The organism is Fibrobacter sp. UWT3 (assembly GCF_900230125.1).
Classification (GTDB): Bacteria; Fibrobacterota; Fibrobacteria; order Fibrobacterales; family Fibrobacteraceae; genus Fibrobacter.
The window spans coordinates 212888-232500 of the sequence record NZ_OCSS01000002.1; the positions used below are offsets into that span (position 1 = coordinate 212888).

The 19613-nt window shown below is 55.8% G+C and carries 12 protein-coding genes (1 of these 12 cut by a window edge); 6 read left to right on the forward strand and 6 right to left on the reverse strand.

All coding sequences use genetic code 11. The annotated features are described in order from the left end of the window. Positions 1-4 precede the first annotated feature (4 nt). Together CRO08_RS08555 and CRO08_RS08560 are read left to right on the forward strand one after the other, a co-directional pair. Positions 5-3778 (forward strand): UvrD-helicase domain-containing protein, encoded by a 3774-nt coding sequence (locus CRO08_RS08555; RefSeq protein WP_255252299.1) that lies wholly within the window; start codon positions 5-7, stop codon positions 3776-3778. Position 3779: 1 nt separating this feature from the next. Further along, complete coding sequence (locus CRO08_RS08560) at positions 3780-5888, forward strand: ATP-dependent RecD-like DNA helicase (protein ID WP_097035899.1); 2109 nt, start codon at positions 3780-3782, stop codon at positions 5886-5888. Between the two features lie 33 nt (positions 5889-5921). Here the strand turns inward: CRO08_RS08560 and CRO08_RS08565 are convergent, their stop codons facing one another. Further along, entirely contained in the window at positions 5922-6803 is an 882-nt protein-coding gene (locus CRO08_RS08565; RefSeq protein ID WP_097035900.1) for a LysR family transcriptional regulator, read from the reverse strand. A 137-nt stretch (positions 6804-6940) separates the two neighbouring features. Here CRO08_RS08565 and CRO08_RS08570 point away from each other — a divergent pair, with 137 nt between their 5' ends. From CRO08_RS08570 to CRO08_RS08580, 3 genes are all read left to right on the forward strand, one after another. Then, complete coding sequence (locus CRO08_RS08570) at positions 6941-7504, forward strand: FISUMP domain-containing protein (RefSeq protein WP_097035901.1); 564 nt, start codon at positions 6941-6943, stop codon at positions 7502-7504. 3 nt (positions 7505-7507) lie between these two features. Continuing rightward, positions 7508-9187, forward strand: coding sequence for a putative transporter (locus CRO08_RS08575; protein WP_097035902.1), 1680 nt, complete (start codon positions 7508-7510; stop codon positions 9185-9187). A gap of 120 nt (positions 9188-9307) precedes the next feature. Next, the gene (locus CRO08_RS08580) at positions 9308-9994 is read left to right on the forward strand and encodes a DUF3800 domain-containing protein (RefSeq protein WP_097035903.1); all 687 of its coding nucleotides are present in this window, start codon (positions 9308-9310) and stop codon (positions 9992-9994) included. A gap of 72 nt (positions 9995-10066) precedes the next feature. Here CRO08_RS08580 and glmM read toward each other — a convergent pair whose 3' ends face one another. The 4 genes from glmM to CRO08_RS08600 form a co-directional block, all read right to left on the reverse strand. After that, entirely contained in the window at positions 10067-11407 is a 1341-nt protein-coding gene (gene glmM / locus CRO08_RS08585) for a phosphoglucosamine mutase (protein ID WP_097036322.1), read from the reverse strand. A gap of 86 nt (positions 11408-11493) precedes the next feature. Next, positions 11494-11826, reverse strand: coding sequence for a cupin domain-containing protein (locus CRO08_RS08590; protein ID WP_097035904.1), 333 nt, complete (start codon positions 11824-11826; stop codon positions 11494-11496). Between the two features lie 62 nt (positions 11827-11888). Beyond that, positions 11889-13145: an alpha/beta hydrolase gene (locus CRO08_RS08595; RefSeq protein WP_255252300.1), complete on the reverse strand. Its 1257-nt coding sequence runs from the start codon at positions 13143-13145 to the stop codon at positions 11889-11891. Positions 13146-13157: 12 nt separating this feature from the next. Continuing rightward, the gene (locus CRO08_RS08600; RefSeq protein WP_097035905.1) at positions 13158-13589 is read right to left on the reverse strand and encodes a hypothetical protein; all 432 of its coding nucleotides are present in this window, start codon (positions 13587-13589) and stop codon (positions 13158-13160) included. A 36-nt stretch (positions 13590-13625) separates the two neighbouring features. Here CRO08_RS08600 and CRO08_RS08605 point away from each other — a divergent pair, with 36 nt between their 5' ends. Then, entirely contained in the window at positions 13626-15524 is a 1899-nt protein-coding gene (locus tag CRO08_RS08605) for an ABC-F family ATP-binding cassette domain-containing protein (protein WP_097035906.1), read from the forward strand. Positions 15525-15547: 23 nt separating this feature from the next. On the opposite strand, the gene CRO08_RS08610 is transcribed toward CRO08_RS08605, so the two are convergent. Continuing rightward, on the reverse strand, positions 15548-19613 hold the 3' portion of the coding sequence (locus CRO08_RS08610) for a fibro-slime domain-containing protein (RefSeq protein ID WP_097035907.1). Its footprint extends 149 nt past the window's final position; only the last 4066 of its 4215 coding nucleotides appear in the window; its start codon lies off the right edge, out of view; its stop codon occupies positions 15548-15550.

Below are 19613 nucleotides of genomic sequence, written 5' to 3' on the forward strand. Positions count from 1 at the left end.
GAGTATGTCCGAAGAAATCAATGAATTCAAGATAAACAAGTTCACTCCTTCCAAGAGCATCTACATCGAGGCTTCCGCAGGCACCGGCAAGACCTATACTATCCAGCTGATAGTCGCGCGCATGCTTGCCGAGGGCACCCCGCTCAAGAAAATCCTGATCGTGACCTACACCGAAAAGGCGGCAGGCGAACTGAAGGACCGTATCCGCAAGAAAATCGACGAGGTCCTGCAAAAGGGCAGAATCGACAAGAGCGAACCCGAACTTTCGCCCGAACAGATGGCGAATTTCCGCAAGGCCTACCAGGATGTGGACAATGCGGCGATATTCACCATCCATTCCTTCTGCCAGAAGGCGCTCAAGGAGTATGCCTACGATGCGGGCAGACCGTTCGACATGGCGATGGTCGACGATTCCGCCGTCGAGGACATGGTAGACCAGTACATTCGCGACAAGTGGATTGAGGATGACGAATTCATCGCCATGCTGAGAGAAGCCGAAAGCACTTCTACCCTTATCGGGAACCTGAAAAGCTATTTCATCAAGGCTGTCGATATGTACAAGGGAGTCGACGCAAGCGGCAAGGAAATCGTCACGATTGACGAAGTCGAAATGCCCAAGTTGGGCGAGGCAACGCTGTCGCTGGAAGAACTGCAAAAGATTGCGCAGGCGAAGAATTTCGAAGAACTCGTGTCAACCCTTCATCTGGAAGGCCATCTTAAAATTTTTGAAGAAAACACGGGCAAATGTTTCACGAAGAAAGGCACGGGAACAATACCCGAGTTTCTCGCAAACTTGAAAAAATGGAAAAAGGGCTCTCCGTTATACGATGGTTCGTTCAAAGATGGAAAATGCCCGCAAGAAGACTGGCCCAAGGACATGTATGCGTCTTTTTGCTACCTAAAGGAACTCAAGGGATTCCTTTCCGACATCGACAAGAAGGTTGAAAAGGTCAAGCTCCACAAGTTCCTTATCGCCCATACGCCGCAACTTTTCGACGCATGGCAGGCATACAAGGCCGAAAACAAGTTGCAGTCGTTCAACGACATGATTCTTTCGGTCCACAAGGCCGTCATGGAGCCCGGCAGTGCGCTCAAGGAACGCCTCAGCGCGCAGTACACCTACGCCATCATCGACGAATTCCAGGACACGAACCAGCTGCAGTGGGATATCTTCAGCAATGTGTTCCAGAACTTCGTGGTAGGCGACCCCAAGCAGTCCATCTACAGTTTCCAGGGCGCCGACGTGAACGTGTACAAGAAGGCGACAGGCGAAATCGGCAAGAAAATCGACCTCGTGCATAACTTCCGCTCCACGGACGGAATTATCAACGGCTGCAACGCGCTATTTTCCGGCAATTATTTCGCACCCGCAGAAGGGATGCCCGAACTCGTGAAGTTTACGGATTCATACCCTCCCGAAGGCGAGAACGCAGGCCAGAAGAAGAAGGCGCCCGAAATCGACGGCAACGAAGTCCGCTCCATCTGGCTCAGCGAGAAGGACATTTCGGCAGACAGCTTCGCCGCAACGGCAGTCGCGCATATTATCGACTGGTGTTCCTTCCGCGAAGACGGCAAGACGACGCGACTTCAGGTGTTCGACAAGGATTACGGCAAGCCCGGTCACGATTCGGTACTCAAGAACGTGACGTTCAAGGATTTCGCCATTCTCGCAAAATCCCGCAGTGAGATGGAAAACATCGAAAGCATCATGCGGAGCGTGGGCGTACCCTACACGCAATACAAGGAAACGAACCTGTTCCGCAGCAGGGAATGCGCCGAATGGATTTCGCTCTTCCGCGCGATAAACGCCCCCGATTTTTCTTCATGGAACAGGCAGCTGCTCAGCGAAGTGCTCATTACCGACTTCTTCAAGGATGTCGTCGCTGAAAGAGAACGCGCCACCCGCGGCTCGGAACAGTCCAGCGGCCTCGAGGAACTGCACTACGCCGAAAGCAAGGAATTTGACGACCCGAACAACCCGGAACGCCTGCAGATTGCCTCCTGGAGGACCCTCGCGCTGAAACGCCGTTACGCCGAGATGCTGGAACGCATCTACGACGACACGCAAATAGAATACCGCCTGATGGATGTCTCCCGGTTGCAGAGCATGGCCCGCCTGCGCCAAATCGGCAACTACGCCATCGACTACCTGTACAATCACAGGTGCTCGCTCGACGACCTTATCCGCCACCTGCAGGGGCTCGCCCGCTACGAGGAATCTGCCGACGACGAGAACGGCGACCTGGTCGAAAAGGGCAGCGACTTCAACGCCGTGCAGGTAATGACCATCCACGCGTCCAAGGGGCTCGAATTCCCGGTAGTCATTTCGGTCGCGGGCTTCAAGCAGTTGCCTAATTCCAAGCCGCCCTACATCACCCACGGCAAAGACGAGTCGTTGCATCTTGGCTTTGGCGACACGGCGAAGGAATGCCGCCAGCGCGAAGAGATGGAAGAATGGAAACGCCTGTTCTACGTGGACTTCACGCGCGCATCTTCGCTGTTGCTTATCCCGCGTTACGACGTGTGGTACAAATCCGGTGGTGAAAAAAGCGGACACTTCAAGCATGTCCACTTCCTGATGGACGCCCTCGAGAACTTCGCCGAAAACAGCACGGACCTGTACGACAGCCTGCTGAAAAAAGACCAGTGGGTCACCGCACAGGAAGGCATCGCCGAAAAGGCGAACCTCGTCAAGGACATTCTCGCCAGGACAAACGAGGCAAACAGCAATACGGTCGACCTCGACAAGGCCATCACGGAACAGAAGGTGGAAATCGCTTCCCTGCAGGGCAAAATTGCAGGCGCAAGCATAATGCAGTATTCATACTCTTCGCTTTCCGGCCGAGCAGAGACGCCCATTGCCGAAGCCGACGACAGCCGTACCGAAAAGGAAGGCGAATCTACGGCAGAAGAAATCCCCGTACCGGGTATGGAAAACTACCCGCGCGGGACAAAGGTGGGCGACGCGCTCCACAACATCCTCGAACGCATGCGCTTCATGGCATTCGGGGAAAGGTTCAAGTCCCTCGAAGATGCGCTCGGGCACAACCCGAATATCGAAACATCAGAACTCGAGAATGTCATTGAGGAAGAATTCAAGGCGCAGTCGCTCCCGATAGCCGCCCACAAGAAGGAATGGACCGAAATCACCGCGCGCCTCGTGTGGAACACGCTGCACGCAAGCCTCCCCGTAATCGAGGGTGCAGAAATCCACCGCGACGCAACCTTCAGGCTGGTCGAACTCCCCCGAAACGACCACAAGCCCGAAGTGCAGTTCGACATAAACGCCTATGCCGGGAACCCGGAGGATAGCGGCACGGACGCGCCCCCTGCAGAAACCGAGGCGCTTGCGATTCTGCACCGCGTGTGCAAGGGTTTCATCGATCTGCTTTTCGTGCGCGGCAACGACGACGATAAGCGCTATTCCATCCTTGACTGGAAATCGGACTCGCTCGAAAACTACAGCGACGCAGAAATCAAGAAAAAGGTGGACGAGGACTATTCCGTCCAGCGGGTGCTCTACAGTTACTGCCTTATCCAGTGGCTCAAGCAGTTCTACAGCAAGCGCGCCGACGGATCGGGCAAAGGCCTCGACGAACAGCAGATTTTCGAGCAGCACTTCGGCGGTATTTACTACGCGTTCCTCCGCGGTACGGACGGTGCCACGAGCAAGGGAATCTATGCGCACACCTGGAAGGATTACGCATCCCTTGAAAAGGCATACGGAGAAGTCAAGAAGCTGATGAGCAAGAAAAAGAAGGACGAGGGAGAAAACTAATATGGACACAAAGATGATAGATACGTTCTTTGGCACGCTCAAGGATATGCGCGGCATCGCCGAGCTCGACAAGCACCTCCTTCACGCACTAATCCGGATGCAGCCCGACATCAGTGAATCCACACAGAAATTCCTGTGCCTCTGCTTTTCGCTCTGGGACGACGGCAACACGCGTGTGCCGCTAGATGCAGGCGAATTTTCAAAACGCTGGACGCGCAAGTGGAACGGATTGCTCCTCCTGAAGGAAACTGCCGGCAACGCGGCCACTTCCACAGACGGAATTGGCGATTTTGAACAAATTATCAGTACGGGTGTAGAGGACATTCTCCACAACTGCGCCAGCAAATTTACAAGCATCATTTCTACTCTCGAGACAAGCGAAGTCAGCGAAGGCGCCATCTCCACCCCGCTCATACTGACACGCGTCGCGGGCGAACTTCCCTACCTGTACCTCGACAGGCTTTTCCGGGCAAAGATCCTCATCGAGAAATACGCCGGCACGCTCTTCAAGGACGGCAGCGACAAATTGCCGAGCGAGGCGGATATCGAAAGCATCCAGAAAAAGATTGCAGGCATCGCCACGTACAAGAAGGGCGGGCAAGTTTTTCCGCTCGAACTGAACGCAGAACAGGCGCAAGCCGTAATCCGCGGGCAGCGCGAAAACCTCATCATCACGGGCGGCCCCGGCACCGGCAAGACAACTGTCGTGCTTTACATCCTGTGGGGCCTCCTGACCCAGGGCGACCTGAAGACGCCCAACGACGAAACATGCAGCTGTTCCATCTACCTCGCGGCACCCAGCGGCAAGGCAGCCGACCGCATGCAAGAAAGCCTGCAGAACGGGCTCAAGGGCATAAGGGATGAATTCAAGTACGAGGCCGGTTCGGGCAACACCGCCGAGAAGAAGGAATCAAGAGTCTACAAGAAGCTCAAGGATCTCGAAGGTTCCACCATCCATCGCCTGCTCAAGTATTCCAGGAGCAACAACGGATTCTCGTACAACGCGAAGGAACAGTTCTCCGAAAAATCCATCTTCGTGATTGACGAAGCGAGCATGATTGACATCAACCTGTTCGCATCGCTCCTGCAGGCAATACCCGAAGGTGCCAAGATTTTCATTCTCGGTGACCCGTACCAGTTGCCTTCCGTTGACGCGGGCGCCGTGCTGGGCGAAATTCTCAAGCCCAAGTCAAAGAAGGATTTTACCGTCAGGCTCACAAGGTCGAACCGCTTTACCGACGATTCCGTCATCGGGAACCTCGCAAAAGAAATCAAGGCATGCGCCGAAAATGGCACCGCCATGACCGCACCCGCCTTTGCCCCGCATCCGGCGCTTGATAGTGCCGTAGCGCCGGACGCTCCCGCGAAAAACTCCAGCACGGAAGTTCCCGCGCAAAGCGAGAACCTCCCGAAGGACGCGGTATTCTACTACTCGCTCCCCGCAGGTACGCAAACCAAGAAACAGGAAACCGAAACGCTCGAAAAGATTCTGCATTCCTGGATGGGCGATTTCTATAAACTTCCGCAGATGGCGCTCGAAATCGACCCGGAAAATCCAAACCAGGGCAAGTGCGAGGAAATCTGGGAACTCTCGCTTAAAAAGAGAATCCTCTCGGCGGAACGTCGCGGAATCTACGGTGTAGAACAAATCAACAAGTCTGCGTGCAAGCTCATTCGGGATTACGGCGCCAAGAAATTCACCGATCGCTATTTCCCGGGAGAGCTCCTGATGATAACCCAGAACCAGGCGATGTACAAGCTGTACAACGGCGACACGGGTATCGTGGTGTACAAGGATTCCACGCCGTACATCATGCTCAGGAAGGTGAGCGAGAACGAAACTGGTTTTGTATTCTACCCGCTTTCATGGTTTCCGACCGATGCCATCGAGCCCGCCTTCGCGATTACTATCCACAAGTCGCAGGGTTCCGAATACAATCACGTGACGATGTTCCTGCCCAAGCAGGAAGGCCACCCGCTCCTGAACAACCAGATTCTCTACACCGGCATCACGCGCGCCAAGCAGTCCGTGACCATCATCGCGACTCCCGAGACCTTCAAGGCGGCCTGCAAGACGCTCATCAAGCGCGACACAGGAATTGAGCTGTAACGGGAGCCGCATCCCGTTTATAAGCGGCGCCGTTTACCGATGTCTGCGGAAATGCTTGCGCAGGTACGCCACTAGGAACCTATAGAAATTTTCCGTATTGCGGTTGTCCGCCTTGTTCCTGCGCAGCGTCACCAGCAGGTCGCGCCGGAACGGGGCATCCACAATCCTGAGCAGGCGAATCTTGCGCCTCTCGGCACGGCCCCACGTGAATTCGGGCCAGAAGCACACGCCGATTCCCGCGGCAACCGCATCCTTGATGGCCGATGTATTGTCGCTCTCGAACGAGATGTCGGTGCGCACCCCGAGCCCCCTGCAGAACTCGTTGCAGATGCTGCGTAGCTGCTTGGTACCCGCAAGCCCGATAAACTTCTCGCCTTCCATCTGGCGGAGCGATATGCGGTCCACTTTCCTGTACTGTTCCATGTTCGGCACGGCAAGGAATATCTCCTCGTCAAAGCGGGCAACCTCGTCGTCGTCCGGCTTGACCTTGCCCGCATCGGCATACGTGAACACGCCCACGTCGTACAGGCTCGACGACTCGTTCTGCGTCAGGTCGAAGTTTATTTCGGGGTGCAGGCGCTTGTAGGCAATCACCGCAGAAGTTATCAGCGAAGATGCCGCCAGCACGTTCAGGCGAATCTTTACCGAATCGTCGCTCGCCATGCTGCGTAGTTCCTGCGGGAGTCTCTCGATTTCCTCGTACAGGGGCTGCACACGCGAAAGGAAATGTGCCCCGTATTCCGTCAGCTTGATGTTACGCCCGCTCGACTTGAAAAGCGGCACCCCGATTTCTTCTTCCAGCTTGTGTATCGCCATCGTCAGCGCGGGCTGGACAATGCACAGGTTGCGCGCACTCTGCGTTATGTGTTCGGTGCGTGCGACCTCCAAAAAGTACCTGAGGTGGGTCAATTCCATGACGATTTTCCTTTGGCTTTTGCAAATCCATAAAAAAAATTGATGAATTCAATATAAATAATATATTAGACAATATGAATCTACGGTTCTAAATTTGCACGCGAAAACAGGATTATTCCGCATCAAAAGGAGTTATTATGAACCGGATTTTAAAGACAGCCCTCGCAACGCTCGCCGCCACGGCAGCCCTCGCCCTTACCGCCTGCGAACAGGCCAACACCTGCACCTACGACGAATCCGCGGGCACGCTCTCTTGCTCCGAAAAAGCATACAAGACAGTGAAAATCGGCGGAAAGGTCTGGATGGCCGAAAACATCGACATCTACACCCCCGATTCCAGCATCTGCTACGGGAACAACCATGCGAACTGCGAAGCCATGGGCCGCCTCTACACATGGAACGCCGCCACCACGGGCCTGTGCCCCAAGGGCTGGGCGCTCCCCACGCAGCAAGATTTCAAGGAGGCCTTCGGGAACGCTAACGCCTCCGCCCTCAAGGAAGGAGCCTCCTTCGGCATGAAATTCGCCGGCTTCCGCTATTTCGACGGCAAGTTCGCCGACAAGGGCACCAGCGCAAGTTTCTGGACCAACGACAGCTACGACGATTCCAGGGCATACCTCGTCCGCGCCACGGATACAAGCATCACCTACGAGCACTTCAACAAGAACATCTTCGCCTCGGTCCGCTGCGTAAAAGAGTAATCCATGAACTGGCTAATCGACTTATTCACAAAATCCTCCGTCGCGCAACAGGTCATCGCCATCGCGCTTACCGCGGCTCTCGGGCTCATGCTCGGCAAGGTTAAGGTCAAGGGAATAAGCCTCGGGGGTGCAGGCGCACTTTTCGTGGGCATCGGCCTCGGGCACATCGGCCTGCGCGTTGACGGCAACGTGCTGCACTTTATCCAGGAATTCGGCCTGATACTTTTCGTGTACACCATCGGCATGCAGGTGGGCCCGGGATTCATGGATTCCATCCGCAGGCACGGCCTCGTGCTCAACGTGCTCTCGACCAGCATCGTGCTCCTCGGCGTGGCGGTAACGCTCTGCCTGTACTTCTTTACCGACATGCACAGCAATGTGCCGGTACTCATCGGCATGCTCTGCGGCGCCGTCACGAACACGCCCTCCCTCGGGGCTGCGAACTCCGCATTTGCCGCGGCCGGGGTTGACACGTCCCTTACGGGCATCGGGTACGCGGTCGCCTACCCCTTCGGCGTCATCGGCATTATCCTCGTGATGCTCCTCGTACGCATCGTCTTCAGGCAGAACCCGGACAAGGCCGCCAAGGATTACGCCGCAGATATCGCGGCGAGCACCAAGGAAATCGAATCGTGCAGCCTCACTGTCGATAACCAGAATCTCTTCGGAACCATGCTGAAAGATATCCCGAACCTGATTTCGAGCGGCGTCGTTGTCACGCGACTGATGCGCGGCAGCGATATCTTCACGCCGAACGGGAAGACCATATTGCAGGAAGGCGACAAGGTGCATATCGTGGGCATGCCCGATGCAGTCACCAGCATGGAAAAGATTATCGGAAGGCGCCTCGATGCACCCATAACGCAGGTCACCGCTGCGGACGGCAAGGGCGCCATCCTGGTAAAGACGGTGCTAGTCACGAACAAGAAGGTGCTGGGCAAGACCATCGGCGCGCTTGCCCTCGCCGAACGCTACGGCGTCAACGTTAGCCGCGTTGTCCGCAGCGGCTTCAAGTTCACCGGCCGCCTCGATCTCCGCATCAAGTTTGCAGACAAATTAAGGCTTGTCGGAACGCAAGAAGGTATCGAGGCCGCCGCCAAGGAACTCGGGAACTCGCTCACCGCGCTCGACCATCCCGAAATCCTGCCCGCGTTCCTCGGGATCCTTCTCGGCGTCATCGCCGGAAGCATCCCCATCGCCATCCCCGGAATGCCCACGCCGCTCAAGCTCGGGCTTGCTGGCGGCCCGCTCATCGTCGCAATCCTCCTGAGCCGCAAGCGCAAAATCGGCCCGCTCAACTTCTTCATGGCGAACAGCGCAAACCTTATGCTCCGCGAATTCGGGCTCACGCTCTTCCTCAGCTGCGTGGGGCTCAATGCGGGCATCAAGTTCTTCGACGTGCTCCTGAACGGCGACGGCGTCTACTACATGGGGCTGGCCGCACTCATCACGTTCATCCCGCTCGCCATCGTCGCGACCGTCGGGCACCTCGCCTTCAAGGTGAATTACCTCTCGCTCTGCGGTGTGCTCGCAGGTGCCACCACCGACCCGCCCGCCCTCGCGTTCGCCAACAGCCAGGCCGACAGCGAAGCCGTGAACATCGGGTACGCCTCCGTCTACCCGCTCACCATGCTGCTCCGCATCCTGAGCGGCCAGGTCCTCGCCATACTGCTGATTTCGTAATGTTACCTATTGACTTTTAAAAAGAATTATTGTATATTATTGGTGAGCTGGTCGAAAGACCCAGGTTCAACCTAACTAGGCGGGCAAACTGTCCGCCACTTTTTTTGAGGGGAGCATCGAATGAGTTGCTTAAGTATCTTTGTGGACGAAAGTGGAGATTTTGGTCCCTACAATCCTAAATCCCCATACTATATTGTGACCCTTATTATCCACGATCAATCAAAAAATATAAGCAAACAAGTCCAATCATTAAATGACAAAATTCAATCTCTTGGCTTCAACAATGATTTTGTTATTCATACGGCACCGCTTATCCGTAGGGAAGAAATTTTTGCCAACGAATCACCGAACAAAAGAAGGTCTCTATTTATAAGTCTATTTTTCTTTGTCCTTAAATCCCCAATCTCTTACAAAACATTCGTTTTTGAAAAAAGGCAAGGAGAAGCGACTTTGGCCTTAGAAGGCCGAATGGCACGCGAGATGTCTTTATTTATTCGTCACAATCTACAGTTTTTCCAAAATTTCGAAGATGTGGTCCTGTATTACGATAATGGCCAACATGAGTTGAACAGAATCTTAAATTACATTCTCTCTACGGAGTTATCTACATATTCTCTTCGAAAGGTTTTACCAAAAGACTACAAGTTATTCCAAGCCGCAGATCTCATTTGCACATTGGAACTTCTCGCCCAAAAATATGAATATGGAGAGCTTTCTAAATCTGAGCAAATCCTATTCCACAACAAACGTGAATTAAGAAAGACATTCCTCCATCCCATACAAAAGAAACGATTTATATCATCCTAAGGGAAGATTCTATAACGAAAACCGCCCGCTGCGTTTGCGGCGGGCGTTTTTATAGGTGTATTTTCTAGAAACTCAGATGAGTTTTTCCACTTTGGCGCAGAGTTCTTCCGCTTCTGCGGCCGTCGGCGCCTCCGCAATCACGCGAATCACCGGCTCGGTATTGCTCGCGCGCACGTGCACCCAGGACTTTTCGCTCCCGAGCCACAGGCCGTCGCGCTCGTCGCTCTTCCAGCCGGCAAATTCTGCTTTCACCTTCGGGAGGATATCCGCCACCTTCTTGTCGCCGAGTTCAAACTTCTTCTTCGGCATCACGTAGGCGGGGTTTTCAGCCACGAACTTCTCGGGGCCGCCGTCATGGTGCGCCATCCAGCTGAGCACCAGCGCCGCCGCCACAAGGGAATCACGCCCGTAGTGGAGCGCCGGCAGAATCACGCCGCCGTTGCCTTCACCGCCGATGATGCAGCCGTTCTCGATCATCTGCAGGCTCACGTTAATCTCGCCCACCTTCGCGCGACTAAATTCGCAGCCGTACTTCGTGGCAACATCTTCGTTCATGCGGCTCGTAGAAAGGTTCACGCAAACGCTCCCCTTCTTCTGGCTCAACACTTCCTCGGTCGCAATCGCAAGCGTGTATTCCTCGCCGATACTTTGTCCTAAACCGTCCACGAGAGCGCAGCGGTCGGCATCCGGGTCCACCGCAAAGCCGAGCGCGCAGCCGTTCTTCTTTACGGCATCGCGCAGGTCACCCAGGTTCTCGGGAATCGGTTCCGCACCGCGCGGGAACGTGCCGTCGGGTTCGCAATGCACGCGCACCACCTCGCAGCCAAGCTGTTCCAGCAAGCGCGGCACAATATAGCTGCCCGCACCATTCACGGCATCTACGGCCACCTTGAACTTCTTCGCGCGAATCGCCTCCACGTCCACGAACGGAATCTTGAGCGTCCCGTCGATGTGGATGCCGTCGGCATCGGGCGCCACCTCGTACTTGCCCATCGTGCGGTAGTCGGGGTAGCTGAAGTTGTCCGCATCGGCGAGTTCGAAAAGCTTCTTCACGTCGTCGGGCCCGAGGAAGAGGCCCTTATTGTTAAGGAACTTGAGCGCGTTCCATTCGAGCGGGTTGTGGCTCGCGGTAATGATGATGCCCGCATCCGCCTTGAAGTGCACCGTCAAGAGTTCCACCGAGGGCGTCGTCGAAAGGCCAACATCCACCACGTCAACGCCGGAAAGGCGGCAGATACCCGCGACAAACTGCACGATGGCATCGCCGGTGGGGCGGCTGTCACGCCCGATGACCACACGCCTGGCCTTCGTAATCTCGAGGAAGGCGCGCACGTGGCTCTTCAAGACCTGCGGGGTGAGGGTATCGCCCACGATACCGCGGATACCCGAAATAGAACGCATCAGTTTAGACATCTTGTATACTCCGTTTTTTTTAATCGTTGCGTGGCCCAAGGCCACTGAGCTTGCCGAAGTGGGGTCGCGGCAATCTCAAACCTTAATTATCCCAGTTCCGGAACGCACGCGTAGAACACGAGCGGCTCAGGATTCTCGTTAATCAAGCTGTGGCTGTGACCCTTCGGGCAAAAGTGGCACTGGCCCGCTTCCACGTATTCTACGCCGTCGTCGAACAGCACCTTGCCCTTGCCCGCAAGGAAGAACATGATTTCGCTGTTGGTCTCGTGCTTGTGGTAGCCGATGGATGCCCCCTGTTCGAGCGTCCCGTGCATAATGCGGGTCGTCCCGTCAAAGTACATCTTTGCCTTGTATTCCTTCTCGCCGCCCTTGAAGTTCGGCAGCACCGTCGTTTCCATGCCTTTCAGGTCGATAATCATCTTGAGCCCTCAAGTTAAATTTTCCGCATTGAAAAATAGCATTTTCACGGCAGTTCTCGCAGTCACTTCCCGGTGCCGGATTCCGCCTGAAGCGCCTCATCGATAAACCGGAACGTCTTTACATACGCCTCATCGCGAACCGCCTTGCGCGAGAGGAACAAATCGTGCAGGCCACCCGCCACCGTTTCCGTCTTCACGTTCGGCCCGACTTTCGGTGCCCACTTTTCGATATGTTCCACGTCGAGCACGCCGTCGCAGTGCATGTAGTTCTCGGACCATTCCTCGCCCTTCTCGGTGCAGTCACCGTGCATCACGAGTGTCGGTGAATTTATATGAAATCCCCTGTGCAGTTCCTGTTGCGCCTTGTGAATCGCACGTACCCAACCCAGGAACTGTTCCGGACGGCTTTCGCTTTTCCATTCCGTATTGTACAGCCACTCGCCGTAATATTTCTTGTCGAGTGAATAGGCGTAATTCGGGTTCCCGCTCGAACCAATCGAAAAATCCGGCAGGAGTATCGCTATTTCCGAAACAACAGGAATCGCGAGATTACGCACGAGCCAATTGAAGTTGAAATCGAAAAAAGGACTGTTCAGGACAAGCGCCGCAAATTTCTCTTCCGGACGATGGTCCGCATAGAATGCCGCCAGCAAGCCGCCCTGTGAATGCCCCATCAAGACCATCGGGAGCGAATCCGCATGCCGCGACACATCAAGGAGTCTCCGCTCGCGACCCGTCGTATCGGCGATATCAGCCAGTTCACTCATCAAGGCAAGACTCTCCTCGCGTTCCTTCGTTATGACGCGGGCAAGTTCCACGGCATAGTCAAGTTCCGCAAAGAACTCGCGCATATTCCGCATGTCGCCACGAGCATCGCCGGGCATAAGCGAGCGCCCGCAATAGTGCAAGTCTATCGCAAAGAAGGCGTATCCCGCCGAATCCGCCTTCTCGGCAAGTTCCTTCTGGAAAAAATAGTCGTTGTACCCATGCACATACAAGATAATTCCATGTGCAGGCTTTGCCGCAAGTGAATCCGTGCGTTTGGAACTTCCATAAGGATATTCTATGAGCGTCGAGTGAAACTCCTTCCCGTAAACAGGCATCGTGTGCATTGCATACCGGCGAAAAGGAGTACCCAGCGAGCTATCCACGGAAGCATTCGCATACGATTCCCGCAAGTCCTGCATTTGCGCCAGCACCTTAATACCGGAATCGAGAGATTCCTCTTCGTAAACAGCAGTCTTGCTAAGCTGAATCTCGAATATGGATACCAGAGAAACAACTAGAACAGCGACATACAACTTTAAATACTTTTTCATCATCATTACAAGTTACTGCATCGCTTCCATGACATCGACAGTCATAACGAGCGCCGAATAAATCAGGCCCACGATAATGGCAATCTTTTCTTTGTGGCGGAATTCTTCCGCATCGTACTCGGGCGCATCAATCTTCATCCTCCACGCGCCAGCCTTCCCCAGCACACAGATACGCGCCACCCAGTAACCAAGGAATACCGGGATTTTCAAAAGCGGATACTGGTCCCAGTCAAGGCTCCCTATCAAGAGCTTGTCGCCAAGATTGAGCAGCATGTTTATGCAAATCAGGGTGACAACGAACTCGGCTCCCACCTTCTTGCGGTGCACAATGAAGGAAATAACCGGGCTACCCACAGCCACGCTCCACATAAAGTTACCGACCGGGTGCTTGTCGGCAACTTTCTGGCCTTCAACTTTTTCGCTATCGCGCAGACGCTCTGTCATAATACAGGAAAAATAAAAAATTCTAAATTTGCACGCGTGATCCAGATTCAGAACGTCTCCAAATCATTCGGCGTACAAGTTTTGCTCGATGGCGCGAGCCTGCTCGTGGGCGACCATGAGCGCGTAGGGCTCGTAGGCCGTAACGGTTGCGGCAAGTCCACGCTGTTCAAGATGATTCTCGGGCAGGAATGCCTCGACGGCGGTTCCATCGACATTCCCAAGAAATACACGCTGGGCTACCTGCAGCAGCACCTGAACTTCACGCACGCGACCGTGCACGAAGAGGCCTGCAGTGTCTTGAAGCCCAATGAAGACGGCTGGCTGGAAGAACACAAGGTAGAAGCTATTTTGTTCGGTCTCGGGTTCGACGAGGAATCCATGCACAAGAGCCCCTCGCTCCTCTCGGGCGGTTTCCAGATTCGCCTGAACCTCGCGAAAGTCCTCGCGAGCGAGCCCGACATGCTCCTGCTCGACGAACCGACGAACTACCTCGACATCGTGTCGATGCGCTGGCTTAGCCGCTTTCTGCGTAGCTGGAAGGGCGAAGTGCTCCTGATTACGCACGACCACCACTTTATGGACGAGGTCTGCACGCACACCGCCGGGATTTTCCGCCACAAGATCCGCAAGGTAAAGGGCACGGTAGAAAAGCTCCGCGAGACGGTGGCCGAAGAAGAGGAAGTCGCGCAGCGCACGCAAGAAAACGAGGCGAAAAAGAAGGAACAGCTCGAGAAGGTTATCGAGCGTTTCCGCTACAAGGCAGCCAAGGCCGCAATGGTGCAGTCCAAGATCAAGGCGGCGGCAAAGCTTGCGACCGGCGAACGCCTCACGCACGAACGCAACTTGGAATTCAGCTTTACCGAGGCAGGATTCCCCGGAAAGAGGATGCTGCAAATCAAGGGGCTCTCGTTCGCGTACCCGAACAAGGGCGAAGACGGCACCGTGCAGGGAATGGGCCCCGAGCTCATTACCGACTTGACGATGGAAGTCTTCAAGGGCGACCGCATCGCGGTTATCGGCCCGAACGGCCGCGGTAAAACGACGCTGCTGAACCTCATAGCAAAGGAACTGCAGCCGACCGCAGGCGAAATCACCTACAACCCGAACCTACAGATAAACTATTTCGGACAGACGAATATCAACCGTCTGAACCTCGACAACACCGTCGAAGAAGAAATCGCATCGGCGATTGAAGAAGTATCGCAGAAGAGCCGCGCCCGAGGGCTTGCAGGCCTCATGATGTTCAGTGGCGACAATGCGCTCAAGAAAGTGAAGGTTTTAAGCGGTGGCGAAAGGAGCCGCGTGCTCCTCGGGAAGATTCTCGCGAGCCCCTGCAACATGCTGCTGCTCGACGAGCCCACGAACCACCTGGACATGGAAAGCATCGAGAGCCTTATCGACGCGCTCGACGACTACGAGGGCACCGCGCTGGTGGTCACCCACGACGAGGAACTCCTGCACGCGTTCGCCACAAGGCTCGTGGTATTCGACGGCGGAACCTGCCGCATATTCGAGGGCACGTACGCTGACTTCCTCGAGAAGGTGGGCTGGGCATCCGAAAAGAAGCCCGGCGGTAGCGAATCCGCGAACATCAAGGTATCGAACATCGACGTGAATAGCGACTCGGAGAATGCCGCGCCCCGCGCCAAGGAAGACCGCAAGGCACGCGCCGACTACATCGCCGAACGCAGCAAGGTCATCAAGCCGCTCGAAAAGAAACTCACAAAAATCGAGGAAGATATCGCGAAGGCCGAAGCCCTCGGCGGCGAACTCGAGGCAAAGCTCGTGACCGCCTCGGAAAGCGGCGACGGGAACGCCATCACCGCCATCGCGAAGGACATGGACGACAACAAGAACCTTGTCGACAGCCTCTACGCGGAATGGGAACGGACCAGCGCCGAACTCGAAGCCGCGAAGGATAAATATCCGATATAAGAGAAAAGACCGTTCGCGCGGTTCTATTTCCCTCTTCTCACGCCCAGCGTAAACGTGTCATCGCGGCTGCCCACCTTTTCAGGGCCAGCCATCACCTTCCATTCGAGCTTCGAGATGTACGCGCCCGTACCCACGAGCCTTCCCTTGTCGCTACGTGCATTCCACGCGAGGAACACCTTGCCCGGTTTTTTCCGACAGTCCCCGCCAAAGATATCCGCATCGGAACAAGCCACGGAGCCCTTCGCCCGGTTCACGAACTGCCCGAGGCTCGAGAAGTAACTCACCTCCCACACGATGCGTATGGAATCAATCGACACGGAATCGCCCGCAGTGAGCGCCAGTTCCTGCATGTCGTAGTTCAGCAGCTGGCCCGGGAGTCCGTGCTGCTCGATGGCATCCTTCAGCGACATCTCCGGGTCAACAACTACGGGCTTCACGCCTTCCTGCCAGGCAAGCGTTTCAATCGCGCGTTCTTCCGTGAGGGTCACCAGGCCCGCATCCTCCACCAGCAGGCGCTGCCCGCCGATGATTCGCACCCACGGGTTTTCAAAATGCGGCACGTTGCCGTTCAGGTCGCGCAACACGCCCGGCATCAACCGCACCGAATCGCCCACCGCGGGCAAGACCATCGTCTCGTCGCCGTAATAGTACAGGTCGTACCGCACGCCGTTCTGCATGCGGGTCACCTTCGGGGTCACCGCCTGCAACGACGCATCCGTACCCATGCGCCATATCTTGAAACTGAACATGTCAGCCGCAGCGAGGTTCGTGTCGAGCGTCCCTTCGCTCAGCAACAGCGTGAGCGTCGTGAGCTTGTCCGTACCCGGAGTCACGATGGCGCTCATGAGTATCGGGCCCACCCTGTCCTCGATGGTGCCGTTCATCGCAAGCGAAATCGAGTCGCCCTTGTCCTCGTCCCAGTAGGTGTAGTGGTAATGCAGGCCTCCCTGGTAGATTTCCTTGTTCCCGCCGGTAAATACACGCTCCAGCAGCGGGTCGCCCGTTATCACGATATCCGACCCGTTCTGTACCAGGCCGCGTACCGCGTCGGCAGTCGTTGTCGTTCTCCACGTAGAATCGCCAAACGACCACGCGAGCGTATCGGGCACATCGCTATCGAGCTTGTCGCTGAACGGAATATGCAGGCTATCGGGCATGCCGTCGCCATCGCGATCGTACATGTAGCCCTTGCTTGCAAACGGCACGGGCGGTTCCATCAGGTTGATGCCACCCCACACTAGTTTGTTCGCAACCTCACCGCCCGAAACAGTAAACGAGGCACCGTTCACAGCCGCGTATCCCATCACGTAGAACGTCGCATAGCCCGTAGAATCCGTCGTGACGCTTGTTATCGGCTGGCCGTTCGCATCCAGGAACGAGAGCGAATCCGCAGTCGTGAGGTCCACCGTCACGATGCAGTCCGCGCATACCTGCCCGATGTATGTCACCATGATGGTCACCGGGTAAGAGACGAACGCCATGAGCGTATCCTTCGAGCCGTTATCCCCGGGCTGGCCCATGCGCTCCATCAGCAGGTTGTAGCCCGCAGGGTCAAAGGGCTCGCCCGCCGCATCCGCAAACGCGATATCCGGGAGCGGGTATTCCGGCACCTCGAAATACACCTGCGAACGCTGCGAGGGGTCGGCCACCAGGTAAAAATCCAACATGTACATTCCCGGCGGGAGCGCACGCGCACGCACGATTGCCGCCGTATCGATAACAAATCCCGCCATGTTCTCGTTGACGGTAATGCCCCCGTAGTTCACGCCCGGCTTCAACGCCTCTCCCTGCTGGAGCGCCGTCTGCCCGTAAAGAATGAAGGACGATTCCGCAAGCGTCGTATCCACCTTCCCCACGCTCGAAATGTCGCAGGTGAGGTTCTCTTCCGTGAGAATCTGCAGAATCACGTACTCGATGGTCCCGTCATCCGTATGCTGTTCCACCGGGAAGTAGCGCTTTTCCGTCTGCAGGTTGATGGAGGTACGCATCTTGAAGTTCGAACCCGTCGCATTCCTTTCCGAGAAGAAAATATGGAACGGATAGATCTTGCCTTCCTCGAGCCCCATCGTATCGAGATTCACCGCACCTTCCACCGGGTTATGGCACCCGCCGATATCCACCGCAAGGCGATTGTCGATAAACACCCACACGTCATCGTCACCGCGGAACTCGAAGTACTGCCCCGGAATGTACTGGAACTGCGCCGAAATCTTCATCGCAAAGCTGTAGTTGTGCCTGCAGCCGCTCACGTTCCAGTCGAATTTCGGGTTCTTCACCGTCTTCGCGGAATCCAGGTACTCGAAATCGTCAATCGGGTAGAATCCCGGATTCAGCGTGTCGTTGCAGTCGTTCTCGTTCGTAAAGTCCGCAAGCCAGAACCCTTCCTCGTCGAGCGTCAAATCAATATCGCGGCAAGTCGCATTCGTGTATTCCTTGCCCGCGGCATCGGTCGCCACCACCTGCGGTACGAACCATTTTTCAATCTCGTGCGCCGCGGAACACTGGTTCCACGGATAAACTAACGAATCCACGCGCGCAGGCAAGCCGTTCACTAGTTTATCCTGAACCATCCCCAGCACGTGCCCGCCACATGTCTTGAGCGTATCCATTTCGCCATTCTGGTTAAGTCCCCAGACCGACGTATAGGGGTTACCGTTGTAGATATTTCCAAAATCCACGTCAATCGCGTCCGCATACGATTCTCCGGCCCAGTCCACCACCATCGCCGAAATCTTCATCTCGGGGCAACGTCCCAGGTGGTTCGGGAACGCCACGTCCAGCAGCGGGGCACTGCTCGAAACCGGGTAAGGGTGCACCCACACCGTATCGCGCACCTTCAGCACCGAGTCAAGATGCACCGCCTCGCCCAGGTCCTTGCCCTCGACCGCGATGCCGCCCATGCTGTAGTAATCCATTCCGAACGTCTGCTTAAAGTACACACCCCAATCATCCACATGCTTGTAGTAGGTACCCTCGTACCAGCCGCAGGTATCCTTCTGGCGGTCCATCGACAGCGGGCCCATCTTTACCGTATCGTCCATCGAAACCACGAACATCGAGGGCGACATGTCGTCCCACGGCGAAAGCAGGCGCACCACCTTCGGTTCGGGCGGGTAATACACAAAATCCTTTATATGTAACGACGTGCTCGCGAACATCCACGTCTCGTAAATGCCGGCCGGGAACAGGTCCGTGGCCAGCGGTCGTTCAGCATCGTCGAAATACTTGTGCTGCGGCCACTCGTTCTGCCCGCGATAGAACTGCACCCATGCCCACGTCGAATTCCACTTCGGCGAACTCACCAGCGAATCGTCAAAACTGATATGCCGCCAGTACTTGTATTCGCCCTCGGCCGTGAGCGGAGTCGGCTGGTTCATGATGTTGTTGTCCACCGAGATATAGAAGGCGCTGTCGCGGTAACTCGTGTTGGTGCGCCACGGGTGATAAACGTGAAGTACCCGCGTCGGGTCAAAGCATTCGCCCCTGCTCCCGATTTCAAACGCCGCCTCGGGTGCGTCCGCCGTCCCGTCGACAAACACCGTGTCGGCGGCCGCTAGTGCCGCAGCAAGTTCCACGACGGCGGCGCTGTCTGCCGGGAATGTATACCACGGGGCCTTGTAGCGGACAAAGTAAGCACTCTGTATCGGGTTAGCCGCCATCATCGCGGGCGTAACCGAGCCGTAGAACCACCCGCACTTCGAGGCATCGCCGGGAATGAACCGCATCAGCACGGAATCTGCACCGAAAATCATCTGGGGCAGGGCCTTGTTGCCCCATGGGCTCTTGAACCACACTATTTTCGAACCCGGAGCCATGAACGACTTCTCGTAGGTACCGTCGGCCTCCGTGTACAGCCAGAGCTCCGTCTCCGTGCCAAAAAACTCGCCCATCTTGAAATCGCCCGCATTCCAGGCGACGCAGTTATTGTTATTGAAGTTGTTATCGGCAGTAGTCGGGCAGGCCTTGATGTTGAAGCTCATCCAGTCCTGGAAATCGGCGAGCGTCTTACCCACCCACGTGTAGGTGAACCAGCCGTCGCCATCGCTCTTCATCATCGTCGAGGAATTTGCGTCGAAATGCGGGTTGTAG

Bases quoted from the DNA above. Each gene is read 5' to 3' on its own strand.
- CRO08_RS08555 (WP_255252299.1), top strand. From the start codon at position 5: ATGTCCGAAGAAATCAATGAATTCAAGATAAACAAGTTCACTCCTTCC.
- CRO08_RS08560 (WP_097035899.1), top strand. From the start codon at position 3,780: ATGGACACAAAGATGATAGATACGTTCTTTGGCACGCTCAAGGATATG.
- CRO08_RS08565 (WP_097035900.1), bottom strand. From the start codon at position 6,803: ATGGAATTGACCCACCTCAGGTACTTTTTGGAGGTCGCACGCACCGAA.
- CRO08_RS08570 (WP_097035901.1), top strand. From the start codon at position 6,941: ATGAACCGGATTTTAAAGACAGCCCTCGCAACGCTCGCCGCCACGGCA.
- CRO08_RS08575 (WP_097035902.1), top strand. From the start codon at position 7,508: ATGAACTGGCTAATCGACTTATTCACAAAATCCTCCGTCGCGCAACAG.
- CRO08_RS08580 (WP_097035903.1), top strand. From the start codon at position 9,308: ATGAGTTGCTTAAGTATCTTTGTGGACGAAAGTGGAGATTTTGGTCCC.
- glmM (WP_097036322.1), bottom strand. From the start codon at position 11,407: ATGTCTAAACTGATGCGTTCTATTTCGGGTATCCGCGGTATCGTGGGC.
- CRO08_RS08590 (WP_097035904.1), bottom strand. From the start codon at position 11,826: ATGATTATCGACCTGAAAGGCATGGAAACGACGGTGCTGCCGAACTTC.
- CRO08_RS08595 (WP_255252300.1), bottom strand. From the start codon at position 13,145: ATGAAAAAGTATTTAAAGTTGTATGTCGCTGTTCTAGTTGTTTCTCTG.
- CRO08_RS08600 (WP_097035905.1), bottom strand. From the start codon at position 13,589: ATGACAGAGCGTCTGCGCGATAGCGAAAAAGTTGAAGGCCAGAAAGTT.